Origin of the sequence: Brevibacterium sp. (assembly GCF_022712115.1) — a bacterium.
Lineage (GTDB): Bacteria > Actinomycetota > Actinomycetes > Actinomycetales > Brevibacteriaceae > Brevibacterium > Brevibacterium salitolerans.
This window is the reverse complement of sequence record NZ_JALAHB010000084.1, coordinates 1-21,461: the sequence shown is the minus strand read 5'-3', so window position 1 is coordinate 21,461 and position 21,461 is coordinate 1. Positions and strand designations below refer to the sequence as shown.

The window sequence follows — 21,461 nt, the reverse complement described above, 5'->3', positions numbered from 1 at the left end:
TGGAGGCCGTCGCCGGCGTTCCGGGGCAGGCCCTCCTCGTCGTAGGCCATGCCGGAGCCCAGCCCGCCCTTCGTGATGGAGGGCCGCACGTCCATGGGGTAGCCGAGCTCGTCCGCGGCGGCGAGCACCTCGTCCATGGTGTGGCAGATCACCGAGCGGGCGACCTCGCCGCCCACGCGCTCGACCACGTCCTTGAACTTCTGGCGGTCCTCGCCGCGCTGGATCGCCTCGACGTCCGCGCCGATCATCTCCACGCCGTACTTCGCCAGCGTGCCCGCCTCGTGGAGGGCGATGGCCGCGTTGAGGGCCGTCTGCCCGCCCAGGGTGGGCAGGACCGCGTCGGGGCGCTCCTTCGCGATGATCGACTCGATGACCTCGGGCGTGATGGGCTCGACGTAGGTCGCGTCCGCGACCTCGGGGTCGGTCATGATCGTGGCCGGGTTCGAGTTCACGAGGATGACCCGCAGGCCCTCGCGGCGGAGGACCCGGCAGGCCTGGGTCCCGGAGTAGTCGAACTCGCAGGCCTGGCCGATCACGATGGGACCGGAGCCGATGACGAGGACGGATTTCAGATCGTCTCTGATGGGCACGTGTGTACTCCTAGGGTGCGGCTCAGGCGGAAGCGGGGGCGGGCGAGGCGGCCATGAGGTCCGCGAAGCGGTCGAACAGGCTGCGCGAGTCGTGCGGACCGGCCGCGGACTCGGGGTGGAACTGGACGGAGAAGGCCGGCAGGTCGAGGCACGCCAGGCCCTCGACGACCTGGTCGTTGAGGCCGATGTGGCTCACCCGCACGCGGCCGAGGCCGCCGGCGGGCGCCTCGACGGCCTCGCCGATGGGCGCGTCGACGGCGAAGCCGTGGTTCTGGCAGGTGATCTCGACGCGGCCCGTGGCCACGTCCAGCACGGGCTGGTTGGCGCCGCGGTGGCCGAACACCAGCTTGTAGGTGCCGAAGCCGAGAGCCCGGCCCAGCAGCTGGTTCCCGAAGCAGATGCCGAAGAACGGGATCCGGGCGGCGAGCACCTCGCGCAGCACGCTCACCTGCTGCTCCGCCGTGGCGGGGTCGCCGGGGCCGTTGGAGAAGAACACCCCGTCCGGGCGCAGCGCGCGCACCTGTTCGAAGGTGAAGTCCGCGGGCACCACATGGACCTCGATGCCGCGCAGCGCGAGCTGCTCCGGGGTCGCGGACTTGATGCCGAGGTCGAAGGCGACGACGGAGAAGCGCTTCTCCCCGACCGCCTCGACGACGTAGGGCTCCTTCGTGGTGACCGCGTCCGTGAACGAGGCCCCGGCCATCTCCGGCGCGGCGGTGACGGCGGCGAGCATCTCCGCCTCGCTCAGCCCGGCGTCGTCCCCGGAGAAGATCCCGGCGCGCATGGCGCCGCGGTCCCGCAGGTGGCGGGTGAGCGCACGCGTGTCGATGCCGCACACGCCCACGATCCCCAGCCGGGACAGCCGGTCCTCGAGGCTCTCGGTGGCGCGCCAGCTGGAGACCCGGCGCGAGGGGCGGGAGAGGACGTAGCCGGCGACCCAGTAGTCGCCCGATTCGTCGTCCTCGTCGTTCACGCCCGTGTTGCCGATGTGCGGCGCGGTCTGCACCACGATCTGCCCCGCGTACGAGGGGTCCGTGAGCGTCTCCTGGTAGCCCGTCATCCCGGTGGTGAAGACAATCTCACCGAGCCGGCGGCCCTGCGCCCCGTAGGACCTGCCGCGGAACACCCGGCCGTCCTCGAGCACGAGGACCGCGGGTGAGCGGTCGAGCTGTGACTGTCTGATCTGAGGCTGGTCCATGTCAGCGCTCCTCCTGGTGCAGGCGGCGGATGGTCTCGATGAGTGCGGTGCGGTCGGCGGCCGCGCGGGTCCGGAAGCCGGTCTCCAGCCGGGTCCGACCCAGCTGCCAGCCGATCACGACGAGCCCGTCGGGCTCGACGAACTTGCCGATCATGCCCTGTCCGGTCCTCACACCGGTGAGGTCCGACCACGGGATGAGGAAGTCGCCCGTGCCGGCCCGGTCCACGACGACCCCGGCGCGCGTCGGCACGACGGTCGCGGAGGTCCGCAGGCCCAGGCGGTGGGCGGCGATGCGGTCATAGGGGTCGCCGGCGGTGGTGGTGGCGACGTACATGCCCTCGCCGGGCTCGGCGAGCACCTCCGAGCCCTCCACCGCCGCGGCCGGCGCCGGCAGGGAGTGCTGCGCGCGCGCCCGCCTCCGCCAGCCCCACCACATCGCCGCGAAGACGAGGCCGGCGACGGCCAGCAGGGCGAGCGTGGGGATCAGGCGTTCCATGCAGCGGCCTCCGCATGCGGACGGGGCTCGCCCAGGGCGCCCGCTGCGAACACGCGGTGTCCGTAGAGGAAGGTGTCCGTCACCCGCGCGGACAGCGTCACGCCCGCGAACGGGTTGTTGCGGCCCTGCGTGTGGTGCGCGGCGGGATCCACGGTATGCGGCGCGTCCAGGTCCAGCAGGACGAGGTTGGCCGGAGTGCCGGGCTCCAGCGAGCCGTGGGCGTCCAGGCCGGTGATCGCCGCGGGTGCGGTGCTCATGACCCGGGCGAGGTCCGCCGGGGAGAACTCCGTGTCCTTCATCGCCTCGAGGACGACCGCGGCCGCCGTCTCCATGCCGACCATGCCCATGGCCGCCGCCGTCCACTCCGCGCACTTGTGCTCCGCGGGGTGCGGAGCGTGGTCCGTGCCCACCACGTCGATCGTGCCGTCGAGGAGGCCGGCGCGCAGCGCGGCCACGTCCTCGTCGCGCCGCAGCGGCGGATTCACCTTGTACACCGGGTCGAAGGTGCGGACGAGTTCGTCCGTGAGCATGAGGTGGTGCGGCGTGACCTCCGCCGTCACGCGGATGCCGCGCGCCTTGGCCCAGCGGATGAGGTCGACGCTGCCGGCGGTGGAGACGTGGCAGACGTGGAGGCGCGAACCGACGTGCTCGGCGAGGAGCACGTCGCGGGCGATGATCGACTCCTCCGCGACCGCGGGCCAGCCCGGCAGGCCCAGCTCCGCGCTCACGGCACCCTCATTCATCTGCGCACCCTCGGTCAGGCGCGGCTCCTGCGCGTGCTGCGCGATGATCCCGTCGAAGGACTTCACGTACTCCAGCGCCCTGCGCATGACGAGGGGATCGGACACGCAGTGGCCGTCGTCGGAGAACATGCGCACGCCCGCGGCGGAGTCGGCCATCGCGCCGAGCTCGGCCAGCTGGGTGCCCGCGAGACCGACCGTGACCGCGCCCACCGGGCGGACCTCGGTGAAGCCGGCGGTCTGGCCGAGCCGGAAGACCTGCGACACGACGCCGGCGGTGTCTGCCACCGGCGAGGTGTTCGCCATGGCGTGCACCGCGGTGTAGCCGCCGGCTGCGGCCGACTGCGAACCGGTGAGCACCGTCTCCGCGTCCTCCCGTCCCGGCTCGCGGAGGTGCGTGTGCATGTCGACGAAGCCCGGCAGCGCGGTGAGCCCGGCCGCGTCGATCGTGACGTCCGGCGCGGTGACGGAGGCGGGATCCGCGAAGCGCCCGTCGACGAGGGCGAGGTCGCCCGTGGAGCCGTCCGGCAGCTGCGCACCCCTGATGAGTGTCGTCGCGGTCACGCTTCTCCTTCCGTGCCGCTGCCAGCGGCTGTCTGAGCGGTGGACGCCGCGGCACCGGAGCCCTGTCCGGTGAGCAGGCGGTAGAGGACGGCCATGCGCACGCTCACTCCGTTGGCGACCTGGTCGAGGACCACCGCGCGGGAGGAGTCGGCGGCCGCGGCGCTGATCTCGAAGCCGCGGTTCATGGGGCCGGGGTGCATGATCGCGCAGTCCGGCCCCAGAGCCGCCGCGCGGGCGTCCGTCATGCCCCACCGGCGGGCGTACTCCCGCGCCGTGGGGAAGAACGCGGCGTGCATGCGCTCCTGCTGGACGCGGAGCATCATGACGGCGGAGAAGTCGTGGGCGGCCAGCGCCTCGTCGAAGTCGTAGCTGACCTCGCACGGCCAGGCGCTCACGCCCACCGGCAGCAGCGTGGGCGGGGCGATGAGCACCACGCGGGCCCCCAGCGTGGTGAGGAGGTGGACGTTCGAGCGCGCCACGCGGGAGTGCAGGACGTCGCCCACGATACCCACCGTCGCACCGTCGAGTGCGCGGCCCTCCGCACCCGTCGCCGGCCCGGAGGCCGGGAGGCCGGCGAGCACGCGGCGGAGGGTGAAGGCGTCCAGCAGGGCCTGGGTCGGATGCTCGTGGGTGCCGTCCCCGGCGTTGACGACGGGCGCGTCGATCCAGCCCGCGGAGGCCAGCCGGTGGGGCGCGCCGGAGCCGCCGTGACGGATGACGACCCCGTCTGCGCCCATGGCGGACAGCGTCTGCGCGGTGTCCTGGAGGCTCTCCCCCTTGGAGACGGAGGAGCCCTTGGCGGAGAAGTTGATGACGTCCGCGGAGAGGCGCTTGGCGGCGGCCTCGAAGGAGATGCGGGTCCGGGTGGAGTCCTCGAAGAAGAGGTTGACGACGGTGAGGCCGCGCAGCACCGGCAGCTTCTTCACCTCGCGGGCGGTGGCCCGGCTCATCTCCTCTGCCACGTCGAGGAGGTCGACGGCATCGGCGCGGCTGAGGTCGGCGGTGGAGAGCAGGTGCTTCATGCCGAGGGCTCCGATCCGGCAGCGGGTGAGACGGCCCGTCGGGGCGAGAACAGGTGCGTCATCAGTCCTTCTCCCCCGCGATGATGACCGCGTCCGTGCCGTCCGTCTCCCGCAGCTGGACGCTCACGCGCTCGTCGAGCGCACTCGGCAGGTTCTTGCCCACGTGGTCCGCGCGGATGGGCAGGCGGCGGTGCCCGCGGTCCACGAGCACGGCGAGCCTCACCGCCTCCGGCCGGCCCAGCGCGGAGAGCGCGTCGAGCGCGGCGCGGACGCTGCGGCCGGAGAACAGGACGTCGTCGACGAGGACGACGGTGCGACCGTCCACCGTGGAGCCCGGGACCTCCGTGCGGCCGGCGGCCCGCAGCCGGCCGGAGCGCAGGTCGTCGCGGTGGAGGGTGATGTCGAGGCTGCCCGCGAGCGAGGCCGCGTCCGCACCGGGTTCGATCCGGGCGATGAGCGCGGCGAGGCGGGCGGCCAGCGGGACGCCCCGGGTGGGGATGCCGAGGAGCAGGAGGTCCTCGGCGCCCTTGTTCGCCTCGAGCACCTCGTGGGCGATGCGTGTGAGTGCGCGCGAGATCTCTGCCTCGTCGAGCACTGTGCGCTGTCTCATTGCGTTCCTTCCCCCGTCTCTCCGAACGGTGTACCCGCCTCTCAGGACGGTGCCAAAGGATGATCAGGCATGCTGCGCCTCGATTGTAGCGCGGACCGGGGCGCATGCTGCGCCCCGGTCCGCGGTGAGAGCCGTCTCAGTCGTCGAGTCCGGCGATCTTCGAGAGCACGCCGGCCACGAACGCGGGAGAGTCGTCCGTCGAGAACTCCTTCGCCAGGGCACGGGCCTCGCTGATCGCCACGGGAGCGTCCACGGTGTCGTTGTGGAGGATCTCCCAGGAGGCCAGCCGCAGCAGGGCGCGGTCCACACCGGGCATGCGGTCGATCTCCCATCCGCGCGAGTAGGTGCGGATGAGCTCGTCGATCTCGTCCGCGTGGGCCGCGACCCCGTCGACGATCTCGACGGCGTACTCCTTCATGGGGTACGCCGGGTCGTCCGACCGGAGCGCGACGATGTCGCCCAGGGCGATGCCCCGGGCCTCGGACTCGAAGAGCAGCTCGAGCGCCCTGCGGCGCGCACGTGTCCGGGCGCTCACTCCTTGACGCGCCCCAGGTAGTCGCCGGTCCGCGTGTCGACGCGGACCTTCACGCCCTCGTCGAGGAACAGCGGCACCTGGATCTCCAGACCGGTCTCCACCGTCGCCGGCTTGGTGCCGCCGGAGGAGCGGTCGCCCTGCAGGCCGGGCTCCGTGCGGGTGATGGTGAGCTCCACCGCCGGGGGCATCTCCACGTAGAGGGCCGCACCGTCGTGGAACGCGATCTGGACGATCTGGTTCTCGAGCAGGTAGTTCGCGGCATCCCCCACGAGCGCCTCGGACAGCGGCACCTGGTCGTAGTCGACCGTGTCCATGAACACGTAGTCCGTGCCGTCGTGGTAGAGGTACTGCATGTCGCGACGGTCCACCGTCGCGGTCTCGACCTTGGTGCCGGCGTTGAAGGTCTTGTCGATGATCTTGCCGCTGAGCACGTTCTTCAGCTTGGTCCTCACGAAGGCGGGTCCCTTGCCCGGCTTGACGTGAAGGAACTCCTGGACCTGCCAGAGCTGCCCTTCCTGGTTGAGAACCATGCCGTTCTTCAGGTCGTTCGTCGTTGCCACGTATGTGCGTCCTTCGTGTGGTAGGGGTCTGCGGGTGTCGATTCTAGCGGATGCTCACAGGGAGACCGGCCTGCTCACAGAGAGACCGGTCCGAGAGTCTGCACCGGCGAGGCCTCTGCGATCTCCTGGTAGGCGGCGAAGAGGATCCCGTCGTCCGGGATCTCCACCACGACCGGCTTCCCCACCCCGTCGAGGAGGACGAAGCGGAGGATGGTGCCCCGGGCCTTCTTGTCCCGCCGCATCGTCTCCAGCAGCTGGGGCCAGCGGTCCCCCCGGTAGCCGGTGGGCAGACCCAGCTTGGCGAGGATCTCCCGGTGCCGGTCGACGACCTCGGCGGGCAGGGAGCGCATCACCGCGGAGAGCTCCGCGGCGAACACCATGCCGGCGGCCACCGCCGCACCGTGGCGCCACTGGTAGCGCTCGTTGCGCTCGATCGCGTGCGCGAGGGTGTGCCCGTAGTTGAGCATCTCACGCCGCCCGGTCTCCCGGAAGTCCCCGGCGACGACCTCGGCCTTCACCCGCACGGCGCGTTCGATGATCTCCGCGAGCACCTCCGAGGACGGGTCCGCGACCTCCTCCCGGCTGTGCCGCTCGAGCAGGTCGAGGATCGCCGGGTCCGCGATGAAGCCGCACTTCACGGCCTCGGCGAGACCCGTGAGGAGCTCGTTCTCCGGCAGCGTGGCGAGCGTCTCCGTGTCCACGAGGACGCCCGCCGGCGCGTGGAAGGCCCCCACGAGGTTCTTGCCCTCCGCCGTGTTGATGGCGGTCTTGCCGCCCACCGCTGCGTCGATCATCCCCAGCACCGTGGTGGGGATGTTCACGTAGCGGATCCCGCGCAGCCACGTGGCCGCGACGAACCCGGCCACGTCCGTCACCGCTCCCCCGCCCACGGCGACGATCGCATCCGTGCGGGTGAAGTCGGACTTGCCGAGGATCTCCCAGCAGAACGAGGCGACCTGGACGTGCTTGGCCTCCTCCGCGTCCGGGATCTCCGCGCTGATCGACTCGTAGCCGGCCGCCGCGAGCTCCTCGCGGACCACCTCGCCGGTGGTGCGCAGGGCACGCGGGTGGATGACGAGGACGCGATGGGCGCGCGGGCCGATCAGCCCCGGCAGCTCGCCCAGCAGGCCGGTGCCGATGACCACCTCGGTGGGTGTCTCGCCGGGGATCTCCATCCGGGTGCGAACGGTCATGCCTGCCACTCTCCTTGTTCTGCGTGAGCGTGTTCCGCCGCGGCGTCTGCCTGGCCGGCGGTGTGCGAGAACCGAGCGTACTCCTCCTGCCGCTGCAGTCCGGTCAGCACGTCGACGATGCGGTTGACGACCGTGGCCGGCGGGCCGTGCGAGGCCGCGACCATCGCCGTGGAGAGCGCCTCGTAGAGCGGTGCCCGCTCCGCCACGAGCGCCCGCCAGCGCACGAGCGGGTCCTCGTCCCCGGCGAGCAGCGGCCGGGTGCCGCCGCCCAGCCGGACCGCCGCCGTCTCCTCGTCGATGGAGATGCCGATCACCTTCACCGCCGGATGCCGCAGCTGCGCGCGGGTGCCGGAGTTGAGGACGGCCCCGCCGCCCAGCGAGACCACCCCGGGAGTGTCCAGCAGGCGCCGCAGGGCGCGCCGCACCGCCGCGCGCTCGAACTCCCGGAAGCGGGCCTCACCGCGGGTGGCGAAGATCTCCGGGATGGGTCCGTGCGCGGCGACGATCTCCGCGTCCGTGTCGAAGAAGGGCAGCCCGAGGCGGAGGGCCAGCAGCCGCCCGATCGTCGACTTCCCCGCCGCCGGCGGGCCGATGAGCACGATCCGCGCCCCGGCGGCCGGCACGGGATCGAGGGGCGGAGCGGGCCGGGGCACCGGCCGCTCGTCGTGGGACATGGCGCATGCGTCCTTCATCCGACCCCGAGGCGGAGCGAGGCGAGGTACCCGTCGAGGTTCCGCCGCACCTCCGCCACGGAGTCCCCGCCGCACTTCTCCAGGAGCGCCTGCGCGATGACGAGCGCGACCATCGCCTCCGCCACCACGCCGGCGGCGGGCACGGCGCACACGTCCGAACGCTGGTGGTGGGCCGTCGCGGCCTCGCCGGTGGCGGTGTCGACGGTGCGCAGGGCGCGCGGGACGGTGGCGATGGGCTTCATTCCCGCGCGCACGCGCAGGACGGTGCCGGTGGACATGCCGCCCTCGATCCCTCCCGCGCGGTCGCTGAGCCGCCTCACCCCGCCCTCGGCCGGGACCATCTCGTCGTGGGCAGCGGAGCCGCGGCGGCGGGTGGTCTCGAAGCCGTCGCCCACCTCCACGCCCTTGATGGCCTGGATGCCCATGAGCGCCGCGGCGAGGCGGGAGTCGAGCCGGCGATCGCCGTGGACGAACGAGCCGAGCCCCGGGGGCAGGCCCCAGACGGCGACCTCGACGACGCCGCCCAGGGTGTCGCCGGACTTCTTCGCGTCGTCGACCTCTGCGACCATCCGGGCCGAGAGCTCCGGGTCGAAGCACCGGAGCGGGTCCGCGTCGAGCGCCTCCACGTCCTCCGGGCCGGGCACGGCCGCGTCCCGTGGTCCCTCGACGGGGCCGATCGCGACGGTGTGGGAGACGACGCGGATGCCGAGTTCCGCGAGGAACGCCTGCGCGACCGCGCCCAGAGCCACGCGGGTGGCGGTCTCCCGCGCCGAGGCGCGCTCGAGCACCGGCCGGGACTCCTCGAAGTCGTACTTCTGCATGCCGGCGAGGTCCGCGTGGCCGGGACGCGGGCGGGTGAGGAGGGCGCCGCGGGCGGACCCGGCGAGCTCTTCCGGGTCCACCGGGTCCGGACTCATGACGGTCTCCCACTTGGGCCACTCGGAGTTGCCGACCTCGATGGCCACGGGCCCGCCGAGGGTCTCGCCGTGGCGGATGCCGCCGAGCAGGCGGAGCTCGTCCGCCTCGAACTTCATCCGCGCGCCGCGGCCGTAGCCCAGCCGGCGGCGGGCCAGAGCGGCCGCGATCTGCTCGCGGGTGAGGGGGACATGGGCGGGGAGGCCCTCGAGGATTCCGACGAGCGCCTCACCATGGGACTCGCCTGCAGTAAGCCAACGCAACATATCCACAGATGATACCGAAGGGCGAACCGCACGGGAGGCCGGGGACGCGCAGGCGAGACGGGAGCGGGAGGCCCGCCTGCGCTCAGGCGGGCACGGGGAACACGGAGACGCACAGGGGCGCGGCCCACATGCCCAGGAGCAGGTGGGGGCCGAGTGCGAACCGGGAGCTCAGCGGCTGCCGAAGCACCAGCGTGCGGATGCAGGCCTCGACCAGCCCGGTGAGGTTGGCGAGGACGAACGCCCCCACCGCCGTGAGCGGGGAGACGAGGCCGGTCACGCAGCCCAGGCAGTAGAAGAGCTTCACGTCCCCGAGGCCGATGGCGAGCCCGCGCCCGCGCCCGCCGATCACGGAGAGCACGAGCAGCGCTGTCGCTCCCGCGAGGCCGGTCAGGAAGCCGCTCCAGGCCCCGGCGAGAGCGAGGCAGACGGTGAGCAGAGCTGCGAGCGGGAGGACGATGCGATCCGGGAGCCGCCGGAGCCGGACGTCGATCCAGACGAGGAACGGCGTGGCCCCGGCCGCCGCACCGAGTGCGAGGGCCAGGAGCACACCGGTGCCGTCGGTCCGCGTGCCCGCGCCGGGCCAGCACAGCGTCGCGAGGACGGCCAGCGCGATGCCTGCGGCGGCGAGGACGGCTGAGAACGGACGGCGGGCGGCGAGGAGCCGGGCCCCGCCTCGTCCGCGAGGAGGAACGGCAGGAACCCGCTCAGCGTCAGGCACACAGCCGCTGCCGTGAGCCCGCCGGCCAGCGCCTCCACGGCTGCCTTCAGCGGCTCCGGAGCGCGGCGTCCATCGCCGCCCGCACGTCTGCGCGGGCGGCTTCCGCCCGGCCGGCGGGCAGGCCCGCCAGCGCGGCGAAGCGCACGTGCTGGGCGACCGCCTGATGCAGGAGCATGCGGCTGCCGTCGACCACGAGGGCGCCGTGCGCGCGCAGGGACTCCTGCCAGCCGCGCGCGGCCGGGGCGTATCCGGCGTCGAAGACGATGCCGGGGATCGCGGCGGGCAGCGGGTGGTCGACTCCCCCGGGGCCCATCGCTCCCGCGGGAAGCGTGGAGAGCGTGAGGGCCCGCTCGCCGGGCACCCAGTCGGGCAGGTCCCGGACGACGGCCCGGATCCCCACCGCCTCGGCCACCTCGCGGGCTGCCGCCGCCCGCGTGCGGTTCCGGACGAACAGCTGCGCGCGCGTGGCGCCCAGCTCCGCGGCCGCTGCGAGTGCGGAGCCGGCGGTCGCCCCGGCGCCGAGCACGTCGACCTCGTCCCACACGGCTGTGCGGTCACCCGCGCCGTCCGAGACCTCCGCGCCCTCGCGGATCGCCGCGACGATGCCGGCGACGTCCGTGTTGAGGATCTCGCCCATGCCTGTGTCGGGGTCGAGGAGGAGGGTGTTCGCCGCCCCCGTGGCCTCGACGGCGGCGTCCGGCACCCAGCCGCGACTGCGTGCGAGCTCCACGAGCCGGTGCTTGAGCGGCATGGTGAGGGAGAGGCCGCGGAGACCCGGCTGCGCGTCGAGCCAGCCCTCGAGCCGCTCCGCCGTCAGCTCGACGCGGCCGTAGGAGAAGTCCCGCAGTCCCAGCCGCGCCGCCGCGGCGTGATGGAGGAGCGGGGAGAGCGAGTCCGCGATGGGACTCCCCGCCACACCGAAGCTGCAGTGCGCCGCGCCCGGCTGTGCCTCACCCATCCGCGCCTCCCGTCTCCGCGGCGCTGTCCGCGGCGTCCGTGCTCTCGCCGTGGCTGCGGAGCCACTCCCGGTACTCCTCGACGTTCTTCAGGTGGTCCTCGTAGGAGGTCGCGAACTTGGTCTCGCCCGTGTCCGGGTCCACGGCGACGAAGTACTGCCAGTCCCCCTCCGCGGGATCCTGCACCGCCTCGACGGTGTCGCGGCCCGGGGAGTTGATGGGACCGGGCGGCAGCCCCTTGTGCCGGTACGTGTTGTACGGGCTGTCGCTGCCGCGCTCCTCCTCCGTGGTCGTGAGGTCCTCGCGGGCGCCGTGGATGTAGGCGACCGTCGCGTCCGACTGGATGAGCCCGTCCGTCGCGGAGTCCGGGCCGATGCGGTTGAGGAGCACCCGCGCCACCTTGCGGCGGACCTCGGGATCGCCCGGCGCCTCCACCTCGACGAGGCTGGCGAGGGTGAGGATCTCGTTCGCCTCGTCCTCGGCCAGACCCAGCTCCTCGATCTCCGCGGCGGTGCGGTCGACCATCTCCTGGACCACGTCCTCCGCCGTGGAGCCGGGCCGCACGTCGTAGGTGGCGGGGAACAGATAGCCCTCGAGGGAGGGCGCCTCGACCTCGAGTCCGTAGTCCGCCGGCGTCCTGTCCTCGAGGGCGGCGTCCACCGCCTCCAGGTCCATGCCGGACTCGACCATGCGCGCCGAGATGTCCTTGAGCTGCATGCCCTCCGGGACCTGCACCTGCGGCACCGTGTCCGGGTTCAGCATCGCCTCCACCGCGGCGGCCGCGCTCATCTGGGTCCGGAGCGCGTAGCTGCGCGCCTGGAAGGACGCCTCGCGCCGTTCCGCCTCCTTGATGAACGGACGGGAGGAGCGGATCACGTCCTCCTCGACGAGCTGATTGGCGATCTGCGTGAGCGAGGAGCCGGGCGCCACCTCCACGACGACGTCCTCCTTGCCCTCGCCCTCGTAGTCCGTGTCCCGCCCGAGCACGTCCGAGATCGCCCCGCCGGTCACGGTGACCGCCACCGCTCCCCCGCCCAGCAGCAGGACGAGTGCGGCGACGATGATCGTCACGGTCCGGCGGCGGCGACGCAGCATGCGGCGCCTGCGCGCCGTCCTCTCCGCGCGTGTGAGCCCGGCCTCGGTGCCCAGCTCGTCCATCGAATGCATGACGGGTTCCCCTCGTCGGTCAGTGCGGTGCGAGGACGTCGCCCACCGGCGCGCCGCTGCGCTTCTCCGCGTCGAGTGCGGTCTGCAGGATGACGACGGCCGCCACGGAGTCCACGATCTCCCGGCGCTGGCGCGAGCTGCGCCCGGCGGACCGGAGCATCCCGTGCGCCTGCACCGTCGTGAAGCGCTCGTCCACGAGCCGGATGTCCAGCTCGGTGCGCGCCGCGAGCGCGCGGAGGAAGGCGGCGGCCGTGTCCGCGGCCGCGCGGTCCTCACCGTCCAGGGACGTGGGCCGGCCCGCCACCAGCTCGAGCGGCGAGTGCTCCGCGATGAGAGCCGAGAGGGCGTCCAGGGCCGCGGCGTCGCCGTCGCTGCGGCGCACCGTCGTCAGGGGCGTGGCCAGGATCCCGTCGGGGTCGCAGGAGGCCACGCCCACGCGGACGCTGCCCACGTCCAGGGCGAGTCTGCGGCCCCGGCGGAAGCCGCTCATCGCCTGCCCGCTGCGGCCGCCACCGCGTCGAGGGCCGCGGAGATCTTCGAGGCGTCCTGGCCGCCGCCCTGTGCGAGGTCCGGCTTCCCGCCGCCTCCTCCGCCGAGGACGCCGCAGGCCTCCTTGACGAGGTCGCCGGCGCGCAGGCCGAGCGCCTGGGCCTCCGGGGTCACGGCCACGACGACCGAGGGCTTGCCGTTCACGCTGCCGGCGGCCGCGACGACGGCCGGTGCCTCACCCATGCGTGCACGCACGTCCGTGACGAACGTGCGGACGTCACCGGCGTCCGCGACCTGCCCCAGATCCGTCGCGGAGACCCGCACACCGTTCACCTCGCGGGCCGACTCGACCGCGCCCGCGGCCGCGGCGAGCACCCGGGCCCGGCCCAGCTCCGCGATGGTGCGCTCGGCCTCGCGCAGCCGCTCCATGAGCGAGGAGACGCGTTCCGGCACGTCCGCGCCGGGCACCTTGAGCATCTCGGACAGCGACTGGAGGACGGTGCGCTCCTTGGCGAGGCCGCGGAAGGCCTCGAGTCCCACCGCTGCCTCGATGCGGCGGGTGCCGGAGCCCACGGAGGCCTCGGAGAGCACGGAGATGGGGCCCACCTCCGCGGTGGAGCCCACGTGGGTGCCTCCGCAGAGCTCGCGGGAGAAGGGGCCGCCGATGTCCACGACCCGCACGATCTCCGGGTACTTCTCCCCGAACAGCGCCAGGGCGCCCGAGGCCTTCGCGGCCTCGAGCGGCAGGTGCTCGTAGCTCACCGCCATGTTGTCGCGCACGGCGGTGTTGGCCGCGTCCTCGATCTCCGCGCGGGCCGACGCGCTCAGGGCGTCGCCGTAGGCGTAGTCGAAGCGCATGTAGCCGGGCTGGTTGAGCGAGCCCGCCTGCACCGCGTGCGGGCCCAGGAGGCTGCGCAGGGCGGAGTGGACGAGGTGGGTGGCCGAGTGCGCCTGCGCGGCGGCGAAGCGGTGCTCGGAGTCCACCTGGGCCAGCACGTCCGCACCCGCGGCGATCTCGCCGTCGACGATCTCCACGCGATGCGCGGAGAGTCCCTTCACGGGGGACTGCACGTCGAGGACGCGGGCGGTGAAGCCATCGCCGGTGAGGAGGCCGCGATCGGCGCGCTGGCCGCCGGACTCCGCGTAGAAGGGGGTGACGTCGAGCACGAGGTCGAGCGTGTCGCCGGGCACGGCCCGCTCCACGGCCTCGCCGTCGCGCACGAGGCCGCGGACGCGCGCGTCCGAGCTCAGCGAGTCGTAGCCGATGAACTCCGTGCGCCCGCGCTCGAGGAGTGCGGAGAAGGCGCTGAGGTCCTTCGCGCTGCCCTTCTTCGCCTTCGCGTCCGCCCGCGCCCGCTCGCGCTGCTCGCTCATGAGCGTCCGGAAGCCCTCGGCGTCGACGCTCACGCCGTGTTCGGCGGCCATCTCCAGCGTGAGGTCGATGGGGAAGCCGTGCGTGTCGTGGAGGGCGAAGGCGACCTCGCCGGAGAGCGTGCCGGCCGGGCCCGCCTTCTCCACGGCCTGGGCGAGCAGCGCCGTGCCGGACTCCAGGGTCCGCAGGAAGGCCGCCTCCTCCGCGTAGGCCACGCGGGAGATGCGGTCGAAGTCCCGCTCGAGTTCCGGGTAGGAGGCCTTCATGACCTCCATCGAGACGGGGAGGAGCTCCGGGAGCACCGGCTCGCTCACGCCCAGCAGGCGCATCGCCCGCACCGCCCGGCGGAGCAGCCGGCGGAGGATGTAGTCGCGGCCCTCGTTGCCCGGGCGCACGCCGTCGCCCATGATGATGAGGCCGGCGCGCACGTGGTCGGCGACGACCCGCATGCGCACGTCGTCGTCGTGGTTCGCGCCGTAGCGCTTGCCGGACAGGCGGCTGGCGGCCTCGATGACGGGGAACACCTCGTCGATCTCGTACATGTTCTCGACGCCCTGCTTGAGGAAGGCGACGCGTTCGAGGCCCATGCCGGTGTCGATGTTCTTGGCAGGCAGCTCACCGGCGACGTCGAAGTCCGCCTTGGAGCGGACGGCGGAGAGCTCGAACTCCATGAACACGAGGTTCCAGATCTCGATGTAGCGGTCCTCGTCCGCCTCCGGTCCGCCCTCGGCGCCGTAGGCCGGGCCGCGGTCGAAGTAGATCTCGGAGCAGTAGCCGCCGGGACCGGGCTGCCCCGTGTGCCAGTAGTTGTCCTCGCTGCCGCGGAACTGAATGCGCTCGCGCGGGAGGCTCGTCTCCTTCAGCCACAGGTCCACGGTCTCCGCGTCCTCGTGGTGGACGGTCGCCCACAGCCGCTCCGGGTCGAACCCCAGACCGCCCTCCGCCTCCGGCGTGGTGAGGAAGGTCCACGCGAACCGGATGGCGCCCTCCTTGAAGTAGTCGCCGAAGGAGAAGTTGCCGTTCATCTGGAAGAACGTGCCGTGGCGGGTGGTCTTGCCGACCTCCTCGATGTCCTCCGTGCGCACGCACTTCTGCACGCTCGTCGCCCGGCTGAACGGGGCGGGCTCGCGGCCGGTGAGATAGGGGATGAACTGCACCATCCCCGCGATGTTGAAGAGAATCGACGGATCGTCACTGATGACGCTCGCGGACGGAACCACGGTGTGGCCGTTCTCCTCGAAGAACCTCAGCCAGCGCCGCCGGATCTCTGCTGTCCTCATATGCCTGTTGCCATCCTCGTCATCGGATCGGGAAGAGAAAGTCGTCGTGGTCCGCGCACACGGGAGCGCGGACCGCCGCCTCACAGTGTAGACGACGTGGTGGGAGCACCCGCGGCGCGCAGGCGCGTGGGCAGACGACAGAACCGCCGCCCCTCCCCTCTGCGGGGACGGACGGCGGTCCTGCTGCGCGGATCCGCTCAGGGGATCAGCGTGCGTAGTACTCCACGACCAGCTGGACGTCAGCCGTGACGGGGACCTCTTCGCGCTTGGGGGCGCGCACCAGCGTCGACTGGAGGGCCTCCAGGTCGACGTTGAGGTAGCCCGGGGTGGCGGGCAGCACATCGCGGTGGCCGCCGGCCGCCGCGATCTGGAAGGGCTCCATCTGCGCGGACTTCTCGTGCACGTGGATCATCTGGCCCTCCTTCACCTTGAAGGACGGGCGGTCGACGCGCTTGCCGTCGACCATGATGTGGCGGTGCACCACGAGCTGGCGGGCCTGGGCGATCGTGCGGGCGAAGCCGGAGCGCAGGACCAGCGCGTCGAGGCGGACCTCGAGCAGCTCGACGATCTTGTCGCCGGTCAGGCCCGGAAGGCGCTTGGCCTCCTGGTACGCGGCCAGCATCTGCGCCTCGCGGATGCCGTACTGTGCGCGCAGGCGCTGCTTCTCCTTGAGGCGGACCGAGTAGTCCGAGTCGTTGCGGCGACGCGCGCGGCCGTGCTCGCCCGGCGGGTAGGGGCGGCGCTCGAAGTACTTCTCGGCCTTGGGGGTCAGCGGGATGCCGAGTGCGCGGGAGAGGCGCACCTGGCGGCGATGACGTGCGGGTGCAGTCACGGATCAAGCCTTTCGTCTATGTTCTCCGTCCAGGCCGGTGAGCTCGCCTGTGTCTCCTGGACTGCTGTTTCCCCGGATGGGAAAGAGGGAGGGAGCCGCGAGTCCGGCTCCGTCCGACCGCCTCTGGATGCGAGGCACAACAGCGTACAAGACTACCACAGCGTCCGGCCCCGTTCTCAGCCCTCCTGAACGTCGCTCCGCCCGGCCGGGACCAGGATCCGAACCCGACCCCCGTTCTCAGCCCTCCTGAGTGCGCAGCCGGGCGAGCGTCTCGAGCCGTTCGGCCATGCGCGCCTCGCCCCCGTTGGGCGTGGGCCTGTAGTACTGCCGGCCCGTCAGCGTGTCCGGCAGGTACTGCTGGGGCGCGACCGCGTAGGGCCAGTCGTGCGGGTAGCGGTAGCCCTCACCGTGGCCGAGAGCCGCCGCGCCGGGATAGTGGGAGTCGCGCAGGTGCATGGGCACCTGACCGGCGCGCCCCTCCTTCACGTCCGCGATCGCCTCTTCGATCGCCGTGCACGCGGCGTTCGACTTGGGCGCGGTCGCGAGGTAGACGGTCGCCTCGGCCATGGGGATGCGCCCCTCCGGCATTCCGATCCGCTCCACCGCGGACTGCGCGCTCACGGCGACGACGAGCGCCTGCGGATCGGCCATGCCGATGTCCTCCGCCGCGTGGACGACCAGCCGGCGGCAGATGAACCGCGGGTCCTCGCCGGCCACGATCATCCGGGCGAGGTAGTGGAGCGCGGCGTCCGGGTCGGAGCCGCGGATGGACTTGATGAACGCGGAGATCACGTCGTAGTGCTGGTCGCCGTTGCGGTCGTAGCGCAGCACCGCCTCCGAGGCCGCCTCCGCGACATCGTCCACGCCCACCTCGAGGACGCCGGCCGAGTCCTCACCGCCGTCATCCTCCCCGGCCTCGGCACGCGCCCGGGCGATCCCGCAGGCGGCCTCGAGCACCGTGAGCGAGCGCCGGGCGTCCGCGCCGGAGACGCGCACGACCATCTCCCGCGCCTCCTCCGTGAGGGCGAACTCCCCGGCCAGGCCGCGGGGGTCCGTGCAGGCGCGGTCCACGAGTGCGCCCACGGCCGCATCGTCGAGCGGCTTGAGCGTGAGCAGCAGCGAGCGCGAGAGCAGCGGGGAGATGACGGAGAAGCTGGGGTTCTCCGTCGTGGCCGCCACCAGCACCACCAGCCGGTTCTCCACGGCGGGCAGGAGCGCGTCCTGCTGCGCCTTGGAGAACCGGTGGATCTCGTCGAGGAAGAGGACGGTGGTCTGTCCGTACATCTCCCGGGCGCGCCGGGCGTTCTCCACGACCGTGCGCACGTCCTTCACCCCGGCGGTGATGGCGGAGAGCTCCACGAACGCCCGCCCCTCCGCATGGGAGATGACGTGGGCGAGCGTGGTCTTGCCCACGCCGGGCGGCCCCCAGAGGATGACCGAGGCCGGACCCGTGCGCGAGGCCGCGGTCGCCTCCACCAGCTGCCGCAGCGGCGAGCCGGGGAAGGTCAGGTGCTCCTGCCCCACCACCTCGTCGAGGCTGCGCGGACGCATGCGCACCGCGAGCGGGTCGAGCGCCCGCCCGGCCTCCGGGGACTCGGAGAACAGATCAGCAGACAGGGTTCAGGCCTCCGCTCACTCCTCGGCGTCCGCGTCCTCGGGCTCGACGTCGACGCCCGCCTCTGCCCGCTGCGCGGGGGTGATGGGCGCCGGCGCGTCCGTGAGCGGGTCGTAGCCGCCGCCGGACTTGGGGAAGGCGATGACGTCCCGGATGGAGTCCGTGCCGGCGAGCAGGGAGACGATCCGGTCCCAGCCGAAGGCGATGCCGCCGTGCGGGGGCGCGCCGAACTTGAACGCCTCGAGCAGGAAGCCGAACTTCTCCTGCGCATCCTCCTGCGAGATCCCCATGACCTCGAACACGCGCTCCTGCACGGCCCGGTCGTGGATGCGGATGGACCCGCCGCCGATCTCGTTGCCGTTGCACACGATGTCGTAGGCGTAGGCCAGCGCCTGGCCGGGGTCCTGGTCGAAGGTGTCTTCGAACTCCGGCTTGGGCGCGGTGAAGGCGTGGTGGACGGCGGTCCACTTACCGGCTCCCACCGCCACGTCGCCCGAGGCCACGGCGTCCGCGGCGGGCTCGAACAGCGGTGCGTCGACGACCCACACGAACGACCACGCAGCCGGATCGTAGAGCTCCTCGCGCGTGGCGATCTCCTTGCGGGCGGCGCCGAGCAGCGCGCGAGCCGCTGCGGGCTGGTCCGCGGCGAAGAAGATCGCATCCCCCGGGGAGGCTCCGGCGGCGGCGGCGAGGCCGGCGCGTTCGGCCTCGGAGATGTTCTTCGACACGGGGCCGGTGAGCTCGCCGTCCGGCTGCACGAGGACGTAGGCGAGGCCCTTGGCGCCGCGCTGCTTGGCCCACTCCTGCCAGCCGTCGAGCTGCCGGCGGGGCAGCTTGGCGCCGCCGGGGTAGACGACCGCACCCACGTAGGGCGCGCGGAAGACGCGGAAGGGCGTCTCCGCGAAGAACTCCGTGAGGTCCACGAGCTCGAGGCCGAACCGCAGGTCCGGCTTGTCCGTGCCGTACTTCTCCATCGCCTCGCGGTAGGTGATGCGCGGGATGGGCGTGGTGAGGTCCACGTCGATGAGCTTCCAGACGGCGGCGAGGATCTCCTCCGCCAGGGCGATGACGTCGTCCTGCTCGACGAAGCTCGCCTCGACGTCCAGCTGGGTGAACTCCGGCTGCCGGTCCGCGCGGAAGTCCTCGTCGCGGTAGCAGCGGGCGATCTGGTAGTAGCGCTCGAGGCCGCCCACCTGCAGCAGCTGCTTGAACAGCTGCGGGGACTGCGGCAGGGCGTACCAGGAGCCCGGCCTGAGGCGGGCCGGGACGAGGAAGTCGCGGGCGCCCTCCGGCGTGGAGCGCGTGAGCGTGGGGGTCTCGACCTCGACGAACTCGTGGGCGTCGAGGACGGCGCGGGCGGCGCGATTGGCGGCCGAACGCAGGCGGATGGTCCTCGCCGGACCCGAGCGGCGCAGGTCGAGGTAGCGGTAGCGCAGACGGGTCTCCTCCCCCACCTGCCCGGCGTCCTCGGCGTGGTCGGAGACCTGGAAGGGCAGCGCCTCCGCCTGGGAGAGGATCGTCACGTCCGTGTCGACGACCTCGATCTCACCGGTGGGGAGGGCGGCGTTCGCGTTGCCCTCCGGACGCAGGGAGACGGTGCCGGTGACGGAGACGACGGTCTCGTTCTTCAGCTGGTCGGCCACCTGCTCGCGGACGACCACCTGGACGATGCCCGAGGCGTCCCGCAGGTCGATGAAGGCGACTCCCCCGTGGTCCCGCCTCCGGTCCACCCAGCCTGCGAGGGTGATCTTCTCTCCTGCATGCGATGCTCGCAGAACGCCTGCCTGGTGGGTACGCAACACGTGGGGTGCTCCTCGATGGGGGTTGGGGGATCGGGTCCATGATAGTCCTAGGGCACGGACGCCCACGACAGCGGCGGAGACGACGACAGGGAGAGCCATGCGCGTGAGAGAGCACCTGCCCACCTCGGCACAGGTCGAGGTGGCGGCGGAGACCTTCCGCATGCTGTCCTCGGCGACCCGCCTGCTCATCGTGCGCATCCTCGTCGACGACGAGCACGACGTCACCTCCCTGGCGGAGCTGGCCGACGTGAGCGTCCAGGCGGTCTCGCAGCACCTCGCGAAGATGCGGCTGGCGGGCCTCGTGAGCTCCCGGCGGGAGGGCCGGCGCATCATCTACACCGTCGACGACCCGCACGTCGTGACGATGGTCGAGGAGATCTTCGACCACATCGCCCCGGACGGCTCGCTGGCGCCGGACCCGCCCGCGCGCCGTCCCCGCCGCGAGTGAGGCGGGGACGCCGGCGGCGTCAGACCCGTTCGACGCGCGGCCAGACGTCGTCGGCGGGCGGCGTCCAGACGTCCGGGTCCGCGCCGGTCTGCTCGCCCGAGCGGATGTCCTTCACCTCGTGTCCGGTCTCCCCGTCGCAGAACCACACGAAGGGGATGCCGCGGCGGTCCGCGTAGCGGATCTGCTTGCCGAACTTCGCCGCCGCCGGGGCCACGTCCGTGGGGATCCCCCGTGCGCGCAGCGCCGCGGCCACGGCGTCCGAGGCGGGACGGTCCTCCTCCGTGGAGACCGCCACGAGCACGGCCGTCGGCACGGAGCGGGTGGACTCCACCATCCGGTCCGCGCCCACCAGACGCGACATGAGGCGGGAGACGCCGAGCGACATCCCCACGCCGGGGTACGTGCGCTTCCCGGTGCTCGCGAGGGCGTCGTAGCGCCCTCCCGAGGCCACCGAGCCCAGGTCCTCATGCCCCACGAGCTGCGTCTCGTAGACCGCGCCCGTGTAGTAGTCGAGCCCGCGGGCGATCTTCAGCTGCGCCCACACCGTGCCGGGTGCCCGGCGGTGCGCGGCCTCGAGCAGCCGGGTCAGCGAACCGAGGCCCTCGTCGAGGAGGGGGTGGCTCACGCCGAGGGCGCGCACCTCGTCCGCGAAGGAGGCGTCCGGGCTCTCGATCCGCGCGAGCGCCAGGCACAGCTCCTGCTGGCGGGCGTCCGCCCCGGCCTCGGCCGCGAGCAGCTCCGCGACCTTCTCCTCGCCGATCTTGTCCAGCTTGTCGATGCCGCGCAGCACCGCCGGGATGTCCGTGAGGCCCACGCCGCGGGCGAAGCCCTCGATGAGCCTGCGGTCGTTGGCGAGGATGCGCACGGGCGGGACGCCCAGTTCGGAGAGCCGGCCGAAGGCCTCGGCCATGACGAGGGGCACCTCCACCTCGAAGTGCTCCGCGAGCGCGTCCTCGCCCACCACGTCGATGTCCGCCTGGACGAACTCGCGGAACCTGCCGTCCTGGGGACGCTCGCCCCGCCACACGGGCTGGATCTGGTAGCGCTTGAAGGGGAACGAGAGCCGGCCGGCGTTCTCCACGACGTAGCGGGCGAACGGCACCGTGAGGTCGAAGTGGAGGCCCAGGGGGTTCTTCGCGTCCGTCCCGTCGCCGTGCAGACGGGAGACGGCGAAGACCTCCTTGTCGATCTCGCCGTCCTTGGCCAGCGCGGACAGCGGCTCCAGGGCACGCGTGCTCACCGCCGCGAAGCCGTGGAGCTCGAAGGTGTGCTTGAGCAGATCGATCACCCGCTCCTCGACGATGCGGTCTGCGGGCAGCCATTCCGGGAAGCCGGACAGCGATGCGGCACGTGCCATGGGAGGAGGTCTCCTTGTTCGGTGAGGTCGAGTGGGTGTCGGGG

General features: G+C 72.6%; 20 protein-coding genes and 1 pseudogene. 1 reads left to right on the top strand and 20 read right to left on the bottom strand.

The annotated features are described in order from the left end of the window. From carB to aspS, 19 genes and pseudogenes are all read right to left on the bottom strand, one after another. Positions 1 to 590: pseudogene (carB, locus tag Q0A33_RS05215) on the bottom strand (carbamoyl phosphate synthase large subunit); the annotation flags it as partial. Positions 591 to 612: 22 nt separating this feature from the next. Further along, positions 613 to 1,788, bottom strand: a complete 1,176-nt coding sequence (gene carA / locus Q0A33_RS05210) for a glutamine-hydrolyzing carbamoyl-phosphate synthase small subunit (RefSeq protein ID WP_291794137.1) — start codon at positions 1,786 to 1,788, stop codon at positions 613 to 615. 1 nt (position 1,789) lies between these two features. Continuing rightward, entirely contained in the window at positions 1,790 to 2,284 is a 495-nt protein-coding gene (locus Q0A33_RS05205) for a hypothetical protein (RefSeq protein ID WP_291794134.1), read from the bottom strand. Continuing rightward, positions 2,272 to 3,588: a dihydroorotase gene (locus Q0A33_RS05200; protein ID WP_291794133.1), complete on the bottom strand. Its 1,317-nt coding sequence runs from the start codon at positions 3,586 to 3,588 to the stop codon at positions 2,272 to 2,274. The genes Q0A33_RS05205 and Q0A33_RS05200 overlap by 13 nt, the downstream gene beginning before the upstream one ends. Further along, positions 3,585 to 4,610, bottom strand: a complete 1,026-nt coding sequence (locus Q0A33_RS05195; RefSeq protein ID WP_291794131.1) for an aspartate carbamoyltransferase catalytic subunit — start codon at positions 4,608 to 4,610, stop codon at positions 3,585 to 3,587. The genes Q0A33_RS05200 and Q0A33_RS05195 overlap by 4 nt, the downstream gene beginning before the upstream one ends. Before the next feature lie 61 nt (positions 4,611 to 4,671). After that, complete coding sequence (gene pyrR / locus Q0A33_RS05190; protein WP_291794128.1) at positions 4,672 to 5,220, bottom strand: bifunctional pyr operon transcriptional regulator/uracil phosphoribosyltransferase PyrR; 549 nt, start codon at positions 5,218 to 5,220, stop codon at positions 4,672 to 4,674. A gap of 136 nt (positions 5,221 to 5,356) precedes the next feature. Then, positions 5,357 to 5,755 (bottom strand): transcription antitermination factor NusB, encoded by a 399-nt coding sequence (gene nusB, locus Q0A33_RS05185; RefSeq protein WP_291794126.1) that lies wholly within the window; start codon positions 5,753 to 5,755, stop codon positions 5,357 to 5,359. Continuing rightward, the gene (gene efp / locus Q0A33_RS05180; RefSeq protein WP_291794123.1) at positions 5,752 to 6,315 is read right to left on the bottom strand and encodes an elongation factor P; all 564 of its coding nucleotides are present in this window, start codon (positions 6,313 to 6,315) and stop codon (positions 5,752 to 5,754) included. Before efp ends, nusB begins: the two co-directional genes overlap by 4 nt. 74 nt (positions 6,316 to 6,389) lie before the next feature. After that, positions 6,390 to 7,508: a 3-dehydroquinate synthase gene (gene aroB / locus Q0A33_RS05175; RefSeq protein WP_291794121.1), complete on the bottom strand. Its 1,119-nt coding sequence runs from the start codon at positions 7,506 to 7,508 to the stop codon at positions 6,390 to 6,392. Beyond that, complete coding sequence (locus Q0A33_RS05170; protein ID WP_291794119.1) at positions 7,505 to 8,182, bottom strand: shikimate kinase; 678 nt, start codon at positions 8,180 to 8,182, stop codon at positions 7,505 to 7,507. Before Q0A33_RS05170 ends, aroB begins: the two co-directional genes overlap by 4 nt. Positions 8,183 to 8,196: 14 nt before the next feature. Next, on the bottom strand, positions 8,197 to 9,381 hold the full coding sequence (gene aroC, locus Q0A33_RS05165) for a chorismate synthase (RefSeq protein WP_291794117.1): 1,185 nt from the start codon (positions 9,379 to 9,381) through the stop codon (positions 8,197 to 8,199). A gap of 82 nt (positions 9,382 to 9,463) precedes the next feature. Continuing rightward, entirely contained in the window at positions 9,464 to 10,099 is a 636-nt protein-coding gene (locus Q0A33_RS05160) for a prepilin peptidase (protein ID WP_291794115.1), read from the bottom strand. 46 nt (positions 10,100 to 10,145) lie between these two features. Next, positions 10,146 to 11,057 carry a shikimate dehydrogenase gene (locus tag Q0A33_RS05155; protein WP_291794112.1) on the bottom strand — a complete coding sequence of 304 codons (912 nt, stop codon included), beginning with the start codon at positions 11,055 to 11,057 and terminating at the stop codon, positions 10,146 to 10,148. Next, complete coding sequence (gene mltG, locus Q0A33_RS05150; RefSeq protein ID WP_291794110.1) at positions 11,050 to 12,222, bottom strand: endolytic transglycosylase MltG; 1,173 nt, start codon at positions 12,220 to 12,222, stop codon at positions 11,050 to 11,052. Before mltG ends, Q0A33_RS05155 begins: the two co-directional genes overlap by 8 nt. Positions 12,223 to 12,241: 19 nt before the next feature. After that, positions 12,242 to 12,712, bottom strand: a complete 471-nt coding sequence (ruvX, locus tag Q0A33_RS05145; protein WP_291794108.1) for a Holliday junction resolvase RuvX — start codon at positions 12,710 to 12,712, stop codon at positions 12,242 to 12,244. Then, on the bottom strand, positions 12,709 to 15,363 hold the full coding sequence (alaS, locus tag Q0A33_RS05140) for an alanine--tRNA ligase (protein ID WP_291794106.1): 2,655 nt from the start codon (positions 15,361 to 15,363) through the stop codon (positions 12,709 to 12,711). The genes ruvX and alaS overlap by 4 nt, the downstream gene beginning before the upstream one ends. Positions 15,364 to 15,568: 205 nt before the next feature. Then, positions 15,569 to 16,195 (bottom strand): 30S ribosomal protein S4, encoded by a 627-nt coding sequence (rpsD, locus tag Q0A33_RS05135; protein ID WP_291794103.1) that lies wholly within the window; start codon positions 16,193 to 16,195, stop codon positions 15,569 to 15,571. A gap of 237 nt (positions 16,196 to 16,432) precedes the next feature. Further along, positions 16,433 to 17,746 carry a replication-associated recombination protein A gene (locus Q0A33_RS05130; protein WP_291794100.1) on the bottom strand — a complete coding sequence of 438 codons (1,314 nt, stop codon included), beginning with the start codon at positions 17,744 to 17,746 and terminating at the stop codon, positions 16,433 to 16,435. A gap of 81 nt (positions 17,747 to 17,827) precedes the next feature. After that, positions 17,828 to 19,612, bottom strand: coding sequence for an aspartate--tRNA ligase (gene aspS, locus Q0A33_RS05125; RefSeq protein WP_291794096.1), 1,785 nt, complete (start codon positions 19,610 to 19,612; stop codon positions 17,828 to 17,830). Between the two features lie 97 nt (positions 19,613 to 19,709). Between aspS and Q0A33_RS05120 the strand changes: the two genes are divergently transcribed. Continuing rightward, positions 19,710 to 20,060 (top strand): metalloregulator ArsR/SmtB family transcription factor, encoded by a 351-nt coding sequence (locus tag Q0A33_RS05120; RefSeq protein ID WP_291794093.1) that lies wholly within the window; start codon positions 19,710 to 19,712, stop codon positions 20,058 to 20,060. Between the two features lie 19 nt (positions 20,061 to 20,079). On the opposite strand, the gene hisS is transcribed toward Q0A33_RS05120, so the two are convergent. Further along, positions 20,080 to 21,417, bottom strand: a complete 1,338-nt coding sequence (gene hisS, locus Q0A33_RS05115; protein WP_291794089.1) for a histidine--tRNA ligase — start codon at positions 21,415 to 21,417, stop codon at positions 20,080 to 20,082. Positions 21,418 to 21,461: the final 44 nt, after the last annotated feature.